At 45.4% G+C, this 15,515-nt stretch carries 16 protein-coding genes; 8 read left to right on the top strand and 8 right to left on the bottom strand.

The annotated features are described in order from the left end of the window. Positions 1-34: 34 nt before the first annotated feature. Positions 35-226, bottom strand: coding sequence for a hypothetical protein (locus QUA99_RS20920; protein WP_333240352.1), 192 nt, complete (start codon positions 224-226; stop codon positions 35-37). Between the two features lie 466 nt (positions 227-692). On the opposite strand from QUA99_RS20920, the gene bcp reads away from it, so the two are divergent. The 4 genes from bcp to QUA99_RS20900 all read left to right on the top strand — a co-directional run bounded on the left by bcp (position 693) and on the right by QUA99_RS20900 (position 2,891). Beyond that, entirely contained in the window at positions 693-1,166 is a 474-nt protein-coding gene (bcp, locus tag QUA99_RS20915) for a thioredoxin-dependent thiol peroxidase (protein WP_333240299.1), read from the top strand. Between the two features lie 77 nt (positions 1,167-1,243). Further along, positions 1,244-1,699: an NUDIX hydrolase gene (locus tag QUA99_RS20910; RefSeq protein WP_015176648.1), complete on the top strand. Its 456-nt coding sequence runs from the start codon at positions 1,244-1,246 to the stop codon at positions 1,697-1,699. A gap of 158 nt (positions 1,700-1,857) precedes the next feature. Then, positions 1,858-2,664: an alpha/beta hydrolase gene (locus tag QUA99_RS20905; protein ID WP_333240301.1), complete on the top strand. Its 807-nt coding sequence runs from the start codon at positions 1,858-1,860 to the stop codon at positions 2,662-2,664. Beyond that, positions 2,661-2,891 carry a hypothetical protein gene (locus tag QUA99_RS20900; protein ID WP_333240304.1) on the top strand — a complete coding sequence of 77 codons (231 nt, stop codon included), beginning with the start codon at positions 2,661-2,663 and terminating at the stop codon, positions 2,889-2,891. The genes QUA99_RS20905 and QUA99_RS20900 overlap by 4 nt, the downstream gene beginning before the upstream one ends. A 10-nt stretch (positions 2,892-2,901) precedes the next feature. Here QUA99_RS20900 and QUA99_RS20895 read toward each other — a convergent pair whose 3' ends face one another. Next, on the bottom strand, positions 2,902-3,804 hold the full coding sequence (locus tag QUA99_RS20895; protein WP_333240306.1) for a pantothenate kinase: 903 nt from the start codon (positions 3,802-3,804) through the stop codon (positions 2,902-2,904). A gap of 316 nt (positions 3,805-4,120) precedes the next feature. Here QUA99_RS20895 and QUA99_RS20890 point away from each other — a divergent pair, with 316 nt between their 5' ends. After that, entirely contained in the window at positions 4,121-6,226 is a 2,106-nt protein-coding gene (locus tag QUA99_RS20890; protein WP_333240308.1) for a GAF domain-containing protein, read from the top strand. Between the two features lie 93 nt (positions 6,227-6,319). Here the strand turns inward: QUA99_RS20890 and QUA99_RS20885 are convergent, their stop codons facing one another. Together QUA99_RS20885 and QUA99_RS20880 are read right to left on the bottom strand one after the other, a co-directional pair. After that, a complete protein-coding gene (locus tag QUA99_RS20885; protein ID WP_333240310.1) occupies positions 6,320-7,108 on the bottom strand; it encodes an RDD family protein in 789 nt (262 codons plus the stop codon). Between the two features lie 37 nt (positions 7,109-7,145). Beyond that, positions 7,146-7,973 (bottom strand): DUF975 domain-containing protein, encoded by an 828-nt coding sequence (locus tag QUA99_RS20880; RefSeq protein WP_333240312.1) that lies wholly within the window; start codon positions 7,971-7,973, stop codon positions 7,146-7,148. Positions 7,974-8,053: 80 nt separating this feature from the next. Here QUA99_RS20880 and QUA99_RS20875 point away from each other — a divergent pair, with 80 nt between their 5' ends. Both QUA99_RS20875 and QUA99_RS20870 read left to right on the top strand, forming a co-directional pair. Next, a complete protein-coding gene (locus tag QUA99_RS20875) occupies positions 8,054-9,037 on the top strand; it encodes a stage II sporulation protein M (RefSeq protein ID WP_333240314.1) in 984 nt (327 codons plus the stop codon). A gap of 123 nt (positions 9,038-9,160) precedes the next feature. After that, positions 9,161-10,129 (top strand): hypothetical protein, encoded by a 969-nt coding sequence (locus tag QUA99_RS20870; RefSeq protein ID WP_333240316.1) that lies wholly within the window; start codon positions 9,161-9,163, stop codon positions 10,127-10,129. Here the strand turns inward: QUA99_RS20870 and QUA99_RS20865 are convergent. From QUA99_RS20865 to QUA99_RS20850, 4 genes are all read right to left on the bottom strand, one after another. After that, positions 10,089-11,417 carry a DUF58 domain-containing protein gene (locus tag QUA99_RS20865; protein WP_333240318.1) on the bottom strand — a complete coding sequence of 443 codons (1,329 nt, stop codon included), beginning with the start codon at positions 11,415-11,417 and terminating at the stop codon, positions 10,089-10,091. The two genes, QUA99_RS20870 and QUA99_RS20865, sit on opposite strands and share 41 nt — an antisense overlap. 5 nt (positions 11,418-11,422) lie before the next feature. Next, positions 11,423-12,373 carry a MoxR family ATPase gene (locus tag QUA99_RS20860; protein ID WP_333240320.1) on the bottom strand — a complete coding sequence of 317 codons (951 nt, stop codon included), beginning with the start codon at positions 12,371-12,373 and terminating at the stop codon, positions 11,423-11,425. Then, complete coding sequence (locus tag QUA99_RS20855; RefSeq protein WP_333240322.1) at positions 12,370-13,587, bottom strand: DUF4350 domain-containing protein; 1,218 nt, start codon at positions 13,585-13,587, stop codon at positions 12,370-12,372. Before QUA99_RS20855 ends, QUA99_RS20860 begins: the two co-directional genes overlap by 4 nt. A 478-nt stretch (positions 13,588-14,065) precedes the next feature. Then, positions 14,066-14,233 (bottom strand): hypothetical protein, encoded by a 168-nt coding sequence (locus QUA99_RS20850; protein ID WP_333240324.1) that lies wholly within the window; start codon positions 14,231-14,233, stop codon positions 14,066-14,068. A 37-nt stretch (positions 14,234-14,270) separates the two neighbouring features. Here QUA99_RS20850 and QUA99_RS20845 point away from each other — a divergent pair. Next, positions 14,271-15,515: Calx-beta domain-containing protein (locus tag QUA99_RS20845; RefSeq protein ID WP_333448826.1), on the top strand; the 1,245-nt coding region annotated here is incomplete at its 3' end.

The following is a 15,515-nucleotide window of genomic DNA, read 5'->3' as shown; positions in this document are numbered from 1 at the left end:
TCTGGTTCTAAGTTCGGCAGATAGCCTGACTCAATTAATCTTCAGCAGCAGCCATGTCTTTGTCCTGTCTGCCGCCGCTCATGGCGCCGTTGCCACCGCCGTTGCCACCGTCAAATCGCCTTCTCTTGTTGGAGAACATATCTTGATTTCTCCGCTTGCGAAACTTGCGAGCGTATGCTTGATTTCGTTGTGCCTTCTCTTTCTTGAGATTGCGGCGCTTAGCCATTCTGACCTCACTAATAAACATTGACAGTCCCCGGGCTTTCACGCACGGGGATTCTTAAGGTTGGCACTCTGTGCACTCTTGGTGACTGAGATTCTTGGTTCAGCGAAGTCACTTGCTTGCGACAGGATTTCTCCAGCCGCATTATAGGTGTCTTCTCCCCAAGCGTTAATTCCGGTATGCCCTACCGTACTCGATCAGTTCTCTTTATGTAGTTAGGTTTTCTTCAAATTTAGCTTTCCTAAACCGCAACACCGTTAGGTGTGACTACGCACTCAACTAATCCAGTTAAGTTTTTACGTTGGCTAGTTATACTCAATTTTAGACCGATGACGATCATAGCACACCCGGTACAAGACCCAGAAAAAAGAACACGGGGATTAAAGTCCCGGGGAATCCGGGCCCGATGGGACGCAATGTTTTCGATCTTCCAGAAGATTTCTATAAACTATTGACAAAAATACGACAAATGATTATAAATCCCGGTGACTTAGCTCCTGTCTTCAGCCTGCCCGACGCGCAAGGCAATTTCGTCAGCCTTGCAGATTTTCGAGGGCGGCGAGTTGTACTTTACTTTTACCCTCGGGACAATACCCCAGGCTGTACCAAAGAAGCTTGCGGCTTTCGCGACATTTACTCAGACTATGAGTCGCGCAATATTGCAGTCCTCGGCGTCAGCACAGACGGGGCCGGGTCTCACGCCAAGTTTGCAGCTAAATATCAACTGCCTTTTCCCTTGCTGTGCGACTCAAACGCCGAAGTTGCCACCGCCTACGGCTGTTACGGACTCAAAAAATTTATGGGAAAAGAATTTATGGGAATTACTCGATCGACTTTCGCGATCGACCCTGATGGTAGGATTGAAAAGGTTTATCGGAAAGTCAAACCAGAAACTCACGCAGCCGAGATCTTAGCAGACTTGCCAGACCTCTCGGCTGAATGAAAAATTAAAAATTAAGACTTTTGAGCTCCAAGCTAAGAAACCTGAAATTACTTTCCCCTAAATAAGCTTTTGAGTTTATGCGTCGATTGTGGCAAATTGGACAAACTGTGCTGGGGCTGATTTTTCGACATCCCATCACTGGTACTGCTGTGATTCCGGTATTGCCTGACGGGCGAATTGTGTTAATTCGCCGCCGCGACAACGGTCGCTGGGCACTGCCGGGAGGTATGGTGGATTGGGGAGAGGATATTCCCACAACTGTGCGGCGGGAATTAGCAGAGGAAACAGGACTAGATTTAGTAAAAATCCGCCGCTTGGTGGGTGTTTATTCGGCGGCAGATCGAGACCCTCGCCTGCACTCGATTTGTATCGTGGTGGCAGCAGAGGTAGAGGGAAAGATGCAAGTTCAGGATACGCTTGAAGTCAGCGAGGTTGAGGCTTTTTTGCCCGCATCGCTGCCGGAAGGCCAGCTCAGCCACGATAACGACCAACATTTACAGGACTATTTTCAAGGTCTGACAACTTTGGCGTAAACCGACGGGGCATCCAAATTTGAGAAAAGTCGGAAATTACCTCGCCGTCAAAAGTTTTCTGTTATGACTGTGAAATTAATTTTCACTGTTTTGCTACTTTTATTCACAATCTCTGAACATTAAATTAATCATCTTTTTATTACTAAATATTTAACCGGATGTACTCACCGCTACGCAATTCTCGGGTAAAACTCTCTGTAGGGCAAATCTTCTGGCACGAAGTCGGTCAAGGCCCGAATTTAGTATTTTTGCACGGTTCTTGGCATGACAGCAGTCAGTGGCTGCAGACGATCGAACATTTGAGCCCCTACTACCACTGCTTCGCACCGGATTTGCTGGGATTTGGCGACTCGGAACGCCGGAATCTTCATTATTCGATCGACCTGGAAGTAGAATGTCTCGCCCAATACCTCGATACTTTGAACGTGCGACAGGTTTATTTAATCGCTCACTCTCTGGGCGGCTGGGTGGCCACCAGCTACGCTATCAAATATCCCGATCGAGTTCAGGGTTTGGTTTTGTTGGCCCCAGAAGGCGTCAAGGTTGGCAACCGGCGGGGGCGGTGGCAGACGGCTAGCTGGCTGATCGGCCAACCTCCGCTGGCTTTGTGGTTCCTGCGATCGATCTATCCAATTGCTAAGTTGCTCGGCAGCAAAAACAAGATTGACGGACTGCTAAAGTTCAGACAGCAATTGATTCAGTCCCCAGTTGCCGTGCAGTTGCTGTTCCGGCGGCGGCGGGCTGAAATTACAGCGGAGTTAGTTGATGAGAATTTGCCTTTGCTGAAAGCGCCTGTTTTGCTTTTGCACGGTTCTGAAGATACCCCCGCAGCTTCGTCTGTGTGTCAATCCTATGCTGCTCTGGCTCCTAATGCCGAACTGCAATTGGTCAGTCCGGGGGAAAGCAATTTGCCGCAAGAAGTCCCGGAGGTTGTTGCTAAGTATATTCGCGAGTTTGCTAAGTGAATTGGGAATGGGCAAGGAAGAAGAAACAGGGCAGAAGGAAGAATAATTGGGAGCATCTCAATGAAAGCAGCCAAGCTAGAAATTGGAGTTTTGAGGCAGGAGTTTTGAGGCAGGAGGCAGAAGGAAAGAGTCAGAAGGAAGGAGCCAGAAGAAGTGTTTTTACAAATATGAGATGCTGCCGAATAATTCCCCATTACCAATCCCCATTACCCATTACCCCTAACTAAGACTCATAACTCATAACTCATGACTAATTCCCCAAAAAATAGCCTCTGGTGCGTCAATTAAGGGTGCGGCTGTATCGGGAAAAGCTGCGGTGAGGTATTTTAAAAGCATAGCGCGATCGCCCCCCGCGAGTGCAATTTTGCAATCAGGAAACAAACACCGCCAATCTTCAATAAAATCCCTAACTCCAGCCACCGTCGCATACACAACTCCGCTTTGAACAGCCCCAGCAGTATCTTTCGCCCAGCGGTGCGGCAGATTTTCTGGTAAGCTGATAAAGGGCAATGCAGCGGTTTTTTTACTTAGCGACGATAACTGCAAACCCAAACCCGGTAAGATTGCGCCCCCAACTAAATACCTATTGACATCAGCCCCAGTAAATGTTAAAGCTGTACCAGCATCTATAAGTAAAACTGGCCAACCCAATTGGTTGCCAGCACCCAGTACAGCCAAAGCTCTGTCAATTCCCAGGGTAGGATAGAGTCCCCCGATCGGCAACTGGTCTAAAGTAATAATTCGGACATCAGGATAACTCTGCCAAATTGCTGTTTGTTGGGGAACAACTGAGGCTAAAACTAGAGGCAGGGGAACTAAAGAAAGTGTGTGAGGACTAGAACAAGCGGGAGTAGCAGGAAGACAAAGGAGATTTTGAGAAGATATTTCCTCGATCGACCTCATTACTGTTTGCACCAAATATTCGGCTTTTTCGGTCTCGGAGAGCCGAGAAACAGCATCAGCTTTGAGATGCTCTGTATCCCATGTTTTTTCCAGGGTTTTGCCCGCAAATAATCCCCAGTGCAGTCGCGAATTGCCGATCGCCAAAGCTATGTTAATCTGACTTTTACCTGTCAATCCAGATGTAAGGTTGTCGGTGCTTGCAGCAGGGCGAAAATTGTCGGGAATTGAGTTTTCCATGGTGAACGAGCGCGCGCAAACATTGAACTAAAGATAGATTTTAGATGAATTTTCTTAGTTTAACCTGCTGGTGAAGTCTAATTGACATCTGACGCAGTTCAAGGGCGCGCGCCTAATTAGTATTGTCGGCTGCCGAGCGCATAATTAGTATTTATAAATATTTGTAAAGCAAATAATTGCTATGCTCTGGCTGCATCCTTTATAATGTCTTAAGATGTTCCAAAAATCCTGGTAGCTACGATCGGGATCTTGGCGGGGTAAGCACAGGTCTAAAAAACCAGGCTCAATCAAAATACTGTACCAATGCTGAGTAAATATGTCTTTAAAAATACAAGAACACGAAAACCCCTCGCCGAGATTAACTTCGCGGTTGCCTGAACCTGAAAATTGGAGGCAGGAAGAAAGTCTTTCGCTGCCAGAAGTAGACAAACAAAAAGCCCTGATCGTGCAGATGCAGCAGCAAGTTCAATTATCAAACTTGCTGAACCAAATTAATAACGAAATTCGCAGTACACTTGACATAGAAGAAATTTTGACATCTGCCTGCCGATTGCTGGGACAAGTGCTACAGTGCAGCCGCGTGAGCATTTTAGTCAAAGAATCAAATACAGAAAAAACTTTAGTCACGCGCGGAGAGTACAACGCCGGAGACTATCCAATTCAACTGGGCATGAAAGTACCGATGACTGACAACCCGCACTTGGCTGCAGTGGTGTCTCAGCAAGAGTCGCTAGCTTTGACGAAGTTTCTGGATTTTCCGGGATTGAACGAACAAACCCGAAAGATTGCCGAAGCTTTGGAGATTAAGTCCATGCTGGCAGTAGCTACTCGCTATCAAGGTGAAGTGAACGGCATAATTGGCTTGCATCAGTGCGATCGCGAACGGGAATGGACTGATTGGGAAAGGCAGCTTTTAGAAGGGGTAGGATCGCAATTGGCGATCGCGATCAATCAAGCCAAACTCTATAGCGACACCCGTCGCCAAGCCGAACGAGAATCGCTGCTGCGGCTGATCGGCAACCAAATTCGCAGTACCCTGGATCTGGGAACTATCCTAGAAACAGCGGTGAGGGAAGTCCGCCAACTGTTGCAGTGCGATCGAGTAATTATCTACCAGTTTCAAGACAACTGGCAGGGAAAAGTTGTCGTTGAAAACATGACGGTTCCTTGGCCTTCAATTTTAGGAGATATGGGGGCCGATAAGTGTTTTAGGGGAGATTACGCCGATCTTTACCAGCAAGGGCGAGTCAAAGCAATTAATGATATTTTTAATGCCGGTTTAGAGCCTTGCCACGTTGATTTCTTAGACAGTTTGCAGGTAAAAGCTAATCTGATTGTGCCAATTGTTACCTCCCGAAGCGAAGAAGATTCACTTCCTACAGCCGGAAGTTGTAATTTAAAATTTCCCGGTAAACTGTGGGGTTTGCTGATTGCTCACGAGTGCGGGGATACCCGCAATTGGCAGCGGCAAGAAATGGAGTTGCTGTCGCAGCTAGCAGACCAAATGGCGATCGCCATTCAGCAAGCAGAACTTTATAGTAAAGTCAGAGAAGCTGCGGTCAAATCTGAAGCTCAAACCCAGCAATTGCAAGCAGCGTTCCAAGAATTGCGATCGACACAGCAGCAATTGATTCAAAGCGAAAAAATGTCAGGTTTGGGGCAAATGGTAGCGGGAATTGCTCACGAAATTAACAACGCCAACAATTTCATCCACGCTAACTTGTTTCACGCTCAAGAATATTTTAAAGTCTTGAACGAAGCTCTAGAACTGGTCGGGAATGCCTGCCCGGAAGCAGCGGCAGCACTTGTCAAAATCAATGAAGAACTAGAACTGGATTACATTCGAGAAGACTTTGGCAAACTGCTCAAGTCTATGCGGGAAGGCAGCGGACGGATTCGATCGATCGTGATGACGCTGCGAAATTTTTCTCGTTTAGACCACGCTGAATTACAACCAGTAGATTTGAATGAAGGTTTAGAAAGCAGTTTCTTGATGCTGCAAAATAAGCTAAAAACAAATATCAAAATCGACAAGCAATACGGCAGTTTGCCACCCGTAAAATGTCATGCCAGTCAAATCAACCAAGTATTTTATAATTTGATTGACAATGCTTTAGATGCGCTCCAGTCAACGAGCCAACCCGGGGAATTAACTATCCGCAGTTGGCAAAGCGAGCCGGACTGGGTAACAATCTCTGTCCGCGATACGGGAACTGGCATTCCTGCAGAAATTCAAGACAAGATTTTTGACCCGTTTTTTACTACTAAACCTGTGGGGAAAGGCACGGGTTTGGGACTTTCAGTGTGCTATCAGGTAATTGTTCAAGCTCACGGCGGCAAGCTGAGCTGCGTCAGTCAGGTTGGTGAAGGAACTGAGTTTATTGTAAAGTTGCCGGTGACAAATCAGAGGGTAAGTGCATAATTCCTGCTTTAGTCAGATTAATCACCCATGCCCCCCGGCCAATTCCCTATGCCCTATTCCCGTGGATTTATAAGTAATTAACTGAACTTGATATTAATTTTGAACTTGCTGCTGATAAGCATGATATACAGCCTCTAAAAAGACATTAGCATCAACTTTGGTCGGCAGTTTTTCCAAACTAATGATTTGTTTAACCTGAGTAGCCAGTTGTTTGCTCAATTCATTTCTGGCATTTGGTATCATAGCTTCGCGCCGCTGCAAATACTCTCGAATTACAGCAAAATCTTCTGGCAGCAAGCTGGAAATATCGGCTTCTATCAGCAGTTTTTTTGCTAGGGATTGAGCCGGTGTTGATACTTTCAATGCAGCAGTTGTTATGGGTTGTTGTTCTTGAATTACCAGGGTGCCTCCTACCAAATCTCCTAAACGTTTTTCCTGCGGGTTTAAAACTATGAAAAATACACCTATAAAAAATAAGTCGTCAAAAGGCCGCAGCAAAGCCCGTAGAGTTGATTGCTGAAGCCTGACTGGACGGCCGTCATCTCGAATTACTCGGATTTTGACATAACGCTTGCCTGGTGTTTGACCAGACCACGCTGTTTCAAAAAATACAAAGTAACCTACATAAATGAAAAAACCAATTAATACCTGAACTGCTATCAACCAGAGTTCTAAGCGATTGGTACTTCCTAGCAACTTAGCTATCGTCTCAAGCAACACTAAATTAAATATCAGCGCACCTAATAAAAACACTACTACGATCAAACCCAAAATGATATAGTCGATCAGCAATGCGTATGCTCGGTTGCCAATTCCCGCTAAGGTAAATTCCAGTTCAACACTTTCTGGAGTGTGGAGAGTGAATCGATTAAAAAGTCGCATAAATTTGAGCAAATTTTATGTTGGGACTGAGGGTGAATTAGCGATCGCGCATTTTCAAACCCAAACCTTCTTTGCGGCTGCGGAGGTCGTAGTAGATAATGGCTTTCATAGCCTGCCAAAAAGGAGTCACAAGCGCACCGCTGCCAAAGCTCAAGGGCAAAATCAGAAGATAATAAACTAAGTAAAATAGACTCGTTTCGGCGCCCAAAAGTGGAGTTAAAACAAGTTGAACGATCGCACTAAGTATCTGCACAACAATCGTGATCGGGAGTGAAACCAAAATGCCCACAAAAACTATCCATTGAATGCGTCCGACCGACCCCTTAGTTAACTGCCAACTGCGACTGATTGCTGAACTAGCGTCTATATTATTTTCGATCGCCAGCGGCAACTCAACAATCAGCAAGCGAGAGACAATTCGGATATATATAATAAAGAAAGCAATGATCGCAACTACTACCAAAGCTCCAATAATTACGTAATTTTGCCCCAAAATAGCAGCCGCCCCCCCTGCCAATATTCCTAGAGCGAGCCCACCTACCAAGGATACCCCAAGGAAAATCAGAAATGTCAATATACCCGCCCATAAAAAACTCCACATCCGAGGATTCACCTCACGGCGAGCATCACTGACAGTCTCTGGCTTTTCGCTAACTTCACCGAAAGCCAGACGAGAAATGAGCGCTGAAATCGCAGAAAATTTAGCCCAACCGTAAATCGGAACTAACAACCACAGATAAGCTACGAATGCCAAACCAAAATATGGCTTAAAACGATCGCGGTAAATCTGCAAACTAGCACTAACAACATTACCGACGCTCAAAGGGCCTGTTTGTCCAGAAGAACTAAGATTTTTTTTAGGCATAACCGGATGGGTGTAGTAGTGTGAGGCGGAAAATTTACAACTATCTTAAGCTATATCTAATAGAACTTAGAGAAAACTTTATGAATATTAAACGTTGGATCGCGCGGCGAGAACCGAACTGGAAACGGTTAGACACTCTTTTACAGCAAGTGGAAAAAAAGGGGCTAAAGTCCCTACCTGCGTCTGAAATCACGGAATTAGCGAGTTTGTACCGTTCTGTTTCGGCGGATTTGGCTAGGGCGAGGACAAACGAAGTAGGTAATATTTTGTTACAAGATTTGCAAAGCTTAACTTCTCGTGGCTACACCCAAATTTACCAAGGTTCGCGCCGCCAAGATTGGGAAGCTGTAGTGGAGTTTTGCCGCTGGGGTTTTCCGGCTACGGTACAGCAGACGTTTGGTTATACGGCAACTGCGACGGGTATTTTTTTAGTAATGGCGTTGATTGCTTGGTGGTTTGCTTGGCAAGATCCGACGTTTTTATCCTTAGTAGTTCCTGGACATTTGATTAAAACGGTGCGCGATGACGGGGAATTGTGGATGGGTTCAATTGTGGGAATCGAACCTTTGGCTTCTAGCGGTATTATGACTAACAATCTATCCGTATGCTTTGCGGCTGTTGGGGGAGGGATTGTTTTCGGTCTTTACACTGTTTATATTATGGCATTTAATGGAGTGAGCATCGGCGCGATCGCCAGTTTAGTCGCTCAGCACAATTTAGCTTACCCTTTTTGGGCGTTTGTATTTCCTCACGGTTCCCTGGAATTGCCGGCGATTTTTTTAGCTGGCGGCGCTGGTTTAATCATCGCCCGCGGCATCTTTTTTCCCGGCAAATATCGCCGTGCTGATGCTATGAAATTTTACGGTACTCAAGCTGCACAATTGGTATTTGGAATTGTGCCGATGCTGGTAATTGCTGGTACGATCGAGGGTTTTTTCTCGCCAAATCCGGCAATTCCCGATCCGTTGAAGTATTTGGCTGGGATCGTGTTGTTTGCGCTGTTGGTGATGTATTGCAGTAAAAGGCGATCGGCTGAAATTCCCAGTCATATCATGTCCCGTTGATTCGCGATCGTATGGGCGGGGCGGGTTTATGAAACTATTGGCTTTTAGATTGAGAATACTGGCGAACCCGCCCCTACGAGACCTTGGATTATATAATATCGAGTCAAATAATTAATTAAAATCATGACTCTTACTAACATCCGCTTTCCCGAAGACAATCCTTTTTCTCGAATCAAGGTTCGGCACATATTTGGATGGTTGTTTTTATTCACTATGGGCATTTACTTTCAAATAGCAATGATTGGCTATAGACTGGGGATAAAGTTCGATAGTAAAACACCATTAGATCCATTAGTTAATGAAATATTTGGAACTTATGTATCGATTTTGATACTGGCATTGTTGTGGCGACAATGCAGGCTAGCTGGAATTGAACTTAAATATCTGGTTGGTAAAGTTCCCGATCGCTACCAATGGTTGCCATTGGTAGGTTTGGCGATCGCTAGCGTGGTTTTTTCAATAGGTGTCTTCCGAATATTTTATTATCCTTTGTCTTTTATTGTACCTTCATTTGTTGAAAAAATACTGATTGATAATAGAAATAGGAGTATTTTAATTACAGGTTCAAAAACCCTTCATCCAGCGCTTTACTACTTAATTTTTATGGTCAACAGTTGTACAGTAAATTGCATATGCAGTGCCTTTATTTTGACAAGTATTCTACTACACAGGTGGGCAGCAAAATGGGGAAATATCCCAGCAATAATAGCTGTTTGTCTGCTGAATATAATTTTTGTTTATAAATATTTTCTATCTGTAATTATGTTGATATTAATTTACACGATTTTATATCTAAAAACCCGCAGCTTACTTGTACTAATAGTTTTTATGGCGTTGAGAAATCTTACTTTTACAATTTGGGATTTGTCATATACAACATTTTTTGACAATCAAACAGCAAACATTCTAGATGTATTTCGATCGCAAATACAGCTAGGCGTCTTGTTTTTTGCTTTGTCAGCCCCTTGGGTAATCGGTTTCATCTATAAAAACTGGTCGGTTCTCAAAGGGCCTTTACCTTACTTTGCTAATGCTGCGGAAGCTGAGAAGATTAAAGCTGATTCCGAGACTTCAGTTGCAAATATCGGTTAACCAATTGCTCGCTAATTTGATTGGCTGGTGCATCCAAAACCAAAACTCCTTTTTGTTTCAACTCTGCAAAAGCTACCTGACGCTGTGCTAGTAAATCTAAAGCTACAGCACGATGATAAGCAGGTGTAATTTCCACGGTGGAAGTGTGAGCGATTTTGTCAACTTGAGGGTCGCGCAAAGTTACGCAAAAAGGCAAATAACGAGGTGTTAAACGCGCTAAAGCCGAAAGCATTTCCGTAGAAGCTGTGACATCTACTAAATCAGTAATTAGCACAACTAATGCACGGCGAGTTTGTTGACTTACTAATTTAGTTACAGCACCAACATAGTCTGGTTCTAACAAAACTGGCTGAATTGGTGCTAGGCGTTCAATCAATTTAGATAGTTGATGTTGACCCCTTTCCGGGGATATCCAAGTCGCGATTTCCCGATCGAACACACCGACTCCCACGCGATCGCCCCGATTTAGTCCAGCCAAGGCTAAAGACAGCGCTGCATTCACTCCCCAGTCAAAGCGCTTCAAACCCTGCACTCGCGCCGTCATCAGCCGTCCCCTGTCGAGTAAAATAATCAAAGTTTGCTCTTTTTCTGGTTCTAAAACTCTGATTAAAGGGCGCGATCGCCTTGCAGTAGCTTTCCAATCAATCAAGCGAGGATCGTCACCAATACCGTATTCCCGAAGTTCGGCAAATTCAGTTCCCATGCCGAGTTTTTGTAACCGCCGCATTGTGCCAGTATTTTCCAATGTTAGCCGAATAGAGAGTTCTTTCAACATCACTAAATCGGGATAAACGGCTACTTTTTCACTAGCAGGTATTGTCCAGTCGTGCCATGCTAAACCCCAGTTTCCCAACTGCCGTACCTGAATATCTCCCCACTTATATTTTCCGCGATTTTGCGGGCGAATTGTATAAGTTAATTCTTCGTCGCTGTTAGGATTGAGGGATGCTTCCAGCATCGGTTGAGAGACATCAAACTCTAGCGGATAGGAGTCGCACAGCCGAATTTTAGCTGTTTGATTTGCCGTTAGCGCAGCCCTCGGAGAGGATCGCACTGACAGTATAACCGGATTGTCTCGCCCAATCGAAAGTCTGTGCAACGGATGGCGTGTCACTTGCACCCGATGAGATTTTACGCGCAGTGCGTCGGTAATGGCTAGACCTACAATTAAACAGTCAAATAGCAAAGTGCCGATAATACTTGTTTGCTGATTTACCAGCATAGCGAGCAAAAGGGCGATGGGAATTGCGATCGCTAACAGGAAATAAAGGCGAATAGAAGGAATCATTTGGTTTACCTCGGTACAGCGACTTGTTTTAATACCGAAGCAATTACCGAATCAATTTGCAAGCCATCTAGCAGCGATTCTGGTTTGAGAATCAAACGGTGTCGCAAAAGTGGCAGTGCGATCGCCTTCACATCATCAGGAGTAGTATAATCCCTGCCGGCCAGCCAAGCGTGAGCTTTACTACTTTGCAACCAAGCTACAGCCGATCGCCCAGAAGCACCCAATGCCAAATCGGGATGTTTGCGCGTATTGTGCACCAAAGCTAGCAAGTAATCGATCACTTTCTCCTCTACTTTGACTGTTTGTACTGCTTGACGCGCGCTAATTATTTGCTCTACCGTTGCTACAGATTTTATTCTAGCTAAATCGATGCGTTTGGCGCGAAATCCTGCCTCTGCGTTCAGCAGCATTTGCTTTTCTGCCGCTGCATCGGGATAGTCAACCACAAGTTTAAATAAAAATCGGTCTAACTGAGCTTCGGGTAGCGGATAAGTGCCTTCAAATTCTAGGGAATTTTGAGTTGCCACCGTCCAAAATAACTCTGGTAAAGCTAAAGTTTCACCGTCTAAAGTTACCTGCTGTTCTTCCATTGCTTCGAGCAGTGCTGACTGGGTTTTTGGAGGCGTGCGATTAATTTCATCTGCCAGCAAAATCTCTGTAAAAACCGGGCCTTTCTTCAGGGTAAAACTGTGGTTATTAAAATCAAAAATATTTGTTCCCAAGATATCCGACGGCAAAATATCCGGCGTTAGTTGAATCCGGCGAAAATCTGCTTGGATCAATTGGGCGATCGCTTTTACAAGTAGAGTTTTCCCAGTTCCAGGCACTCCCTCAACAATCACGTGACCGCCGCTCAAAAGAGCCACTAGCAACTGCTGTACTGTAGAAGATTGACCCACAACTATTTTGTCGAGGGCTTGGCTGAGGCGTTTAAAAATAGAGTTTGTTTCGCTCATTTGAGATTTTTCCTATCAGAGGGGAGATGTTGGCGGATCTGCTCCCATTTACCCAACCAGGCTAGCAAATCTGTATCGCTGATGCGCTGTTTCCGAGATGGCGATGGCAGAAGTTCTGACAATTCTGCCGCTTTTCGCCCTGTTTGATCCACCCAAGCATTTGTGAGGGTTTCACTTTCCAGGGATGCCTGTCCCAATAATAAGGCTTTTTGCAGTTGTAACTGTTCTGCTTTTCCGATAATTTCTACCGCAAAATCAGTGCTGTTTGCTTTTTCCAAGACACCAGCTAATGCTTGAATGTAAGCTTCGCTGTTGTCAACCGCAGGCGCTGATAGAGTTACAGGCTGTCCAAACCTGTTCCACCCGGCAAAAATAGCAATGATTAGAATAATTGTACCCTGTATAAAAACGGGGAATAGAGGAGTTTTGGCTAAATAAGTGAATAAATTTCCCTCGTATTCGCGTTCAATAATTTCTGGATCTTTGTAGCCGTGAATGTATTCGTCTACCCAGACTTTATTTAGAGTTTTACTCGTTTCCTGGCTTTGCCGACCGATCGGATTTTGGATAAAATTCACTGCTATAGCCTGCTGGGCACCTTCGATTTCTTTTTCTCCGCCTTCTAATTGAGTAACCAGCCCTGCTAAAAATTCATAATTACCTGGGAAATCCTGATAAGCGTTAGCAGCTAGATAGGGTGTGACGGCAAAATAAACTGTTCCTTTGCCCATTGTTTGTTTCCAAACAATTGCCCCAAAGCGATCGCCTAAAACTTGTTTTTTATCGCTGGGTTCTCTCCGCCCGGTGTCAATCTTAATTTCCCCGGCTGAAGCTGGGTGCAAGCTACTAAAAGGTGCTGGTGTCACCGGGGCGCGAACTCCCAAAATTACCAAAGTATTGCCCTGTTCCACCCACTTTTTCTCTGTATCAGAAACAACTTCTGGTATCAATCTACTATAGATACGTAAAAGTGTACTTAGCCGTGTTGCCTCTTGGTTTTTAGCAAAGTCTTCAAAAGGTTTTTGCCAGCGCTCAACCTCGGTTCCCCGTTTTGACATAAAAGCATACCATGCTCCGTAGCCGTCCGGGCCTCTATTGTAAGTCGAACCGCTGTTTATTTTGTTGTTAGCCGGAGCAAATAGCAGGGTAATGATAATTAGTGCCGTAACGGCGATCGCTCCCAACAACCACAACCTATTTTTTGATAAGTTCATCGATTGTTACGTAAGTAAGTACAAATAAATATAACATGAGGGCGGGTTTTGAATGAATCAACTCACTCCTGGTAGAGAACCCATTTGACATCTTGAGGGCGATCGTCAATCACATTACGGATCGGCAATAAACTTGGTGTTTTACCGATCGCATTTTTAATGGAATCAGATTTAACTTACGCCCGAACCTCAATTTTCAGGAATTCCCAACTGGGTTCTGCTTAGAAATATAAATTTAGGAGTATTTATACTCACGTTTTGTCAATCCAGATTCACTTTTGTCCGCAGAACCAGGTGTGCGCGGCCCGTTGGGGGGTGCGGAATGTGGGATTTAAGCTCTCCTCTACAGATTTGGAAAACCCACTCTTTAGAGGGATGAAAAAATTATCTGGAAATCTTCCGGATCGAAGTTATTGATGATGAAAGTAAAGAATAAGCATCTGTATAAGTAGTGGCAAGTAATAATTACACTCAACATTTAATTACGCAGGGGCAATAAAGGCTTCAACTGCTTATTGGGCAAGCATTTTGGCAGCCTGAGCGTTTTTACTTGATTTACCTGCACGTACTTCACGTACTTAATGACGAAATTTTTCTTGCAGTGACCGATCGCTACAAGAAAGCCCAACCTCTGGTTTTCAGTCACTTCTAATCTTTAATTATTCATCATCAAAGGAGAAGCTATGGCTACTTCATTCACTGGTTCTTTGGGTACAACCACTAATTACAGCAGCATCAGTGACCTAATTGCACAATGGCCTACTGCCGCCCAGAATCAAGGCATCCAACTGTCTGGGATAGCTTTTGATGGCGTGGAAACGAACTACACCAACCCTACTGTCATCAGCAACCTCACCTTAGCAACGAACGACAACCCTAAAAGCTGGTTGAGCTACGGCGCTGCCCCTGGTATTGGTGTCCCATCTGATTATCCTAGTTGGTTCACCGATGTCAATAAAATTCGGGCGGAAATCCACTATGACCCAAACACCAGTAAATCTCAAGTGCTGAAGGTGAAATGGGCAGATAACAAAGATATCACTAGCGCCACGATCGACCTGAGTGCATTACTTCCCAAATCAAGTTCTACAGTAAACGATCAAGGCGATGAAGTTGGTTCGCTGCAACTCTTTAAGGATGGGGCGCCGGTATCGGCCAGCAATTTTACGATCACTCGCCTCAGCGCTCCTGGCACTCCAAAACCGCTCGGTGTGTCTTCAGATGGAGTGACTTTCACTGGCGATCGTACCGATGGCAATTTCACATTCCAGATAGTAGGAGACTCTCTCACCGGCGTTACTTTTGACGAACTGCGGTTCTCCGCCACAGCCTACGCGAACCCCACCGCTGCCTACCTCGCTACCTCCACCAAAACCGATAGTTCCGACTACCTACTGCGGAGTATTCAATATCAAGGCATTGATGTGACGCCGACGCCGACGCCGACGCCGACGCCGACGCCGACGCCGACGCCGACTCCGACATCTCCAAGTATCTTCCAGTTCGCCCAACCAAATTACACGGTGGCTGAAGGCGGCGTGGCGACGATTAACGTGACTCGCACCGGTGGCACGGCGGCTGCATCGATTAACTACGCTACTCTTGACGGTTCGGCAAGTTCAACAGGCAGTGCACCGGATTACACTGGAACGTCGGCAGGGGTGTTGAATTTTGCTGCGGGGCAAACTACCGCTAGTTTCACCGTGACGGCTTTGAGTGATTTGATTTTGGAATCGCCGGAAACGGTGAATTTGGTGCTCTTCGGTGGCAATGTCGGCAGTAATCCGTCAATTTTGACGATTAATGATGTGCCGCCGACTCCGGGGACAACTCCGGCGCCGACACCGACAGCTCCAAGTATCTTCCAGTTCGCCCAACCAAATTACACGGTGGCTGAAGGCGGCGTGGCGACGATTAACGTGACTCGC

Origin of the sequence: Microcoleus sp. F10-B2, assembly GCF_036704965.1 — a bacterium.
GTDB lineage: Bacteria > Cyanobacteriota > Cyanobacteriia > Cyanobacteriales > Microcoleaceae > Microcoleus.
This window is presented reverse-complemented; position numbering and strand designations above follow the sequence as displayed.